The following is a 337-nucleotide window of genomic DNA, read 5'->3' as shown; positions in this document are numbered from 1 at the left end:
CTTAATTTAGGGTCTGTTTCATTTCTTTCAATTTTTGATATTTGCCCAAGTCTAATTCCACAGTTGTTTGCAAGTTCACTTTGAGTCCATCCTTTATCTCTTCTTATACGCTTTAAATTTTCACCTATAGACATCAAAAAAGCCTCTTATTCATCTTGTAGAATGAATTATAACCCTATATATTTCTATTTTGATTCCGATTGCTCCTGTAGGGCTATCTAAATTCATCCTTCAGGACTATTGACAGGGTTTTTGTGTACTTCATTGATCAGCTATTCATACAACAAGATCATCCTGACGGTGGGCTTCCCTTCGTTGGTACTCATGTTATTGAAAG

Annotated in this window: 1 protein-coding gene; it reads right to left on the bottom strand. The window is 35.0% G+C overall.

Annotated features, from left to right (window positions below; genetic code table 11):
• Positions 1 to 134, bottom strand: a 134-nt coding sequence (locus Q5762_RS40155) for a helix-turn-helix domain-containing protein (protein ID WP_399495558.1), incomplete at its 3' end; no start/stop codon positions are given.
• Between the last annotated feature and the right edge of the window lie 203 nt (positions 135 to 337).

This window comes from Streptomyces sp. P9(2023), from assembly GCF_032436795.1.
In the GTDB taxonomy this organism is placed as follows: Bacteria; Actinomycetota; Actinomycetes; order Streptomycetales; family Streptomycetaceae; genus Streptomyces.
The sequence above is the reverse complement of the archived record's forward strand: the minus strand, read 5'-3'. Positions and strand labels throughout refer to the sequence as shown.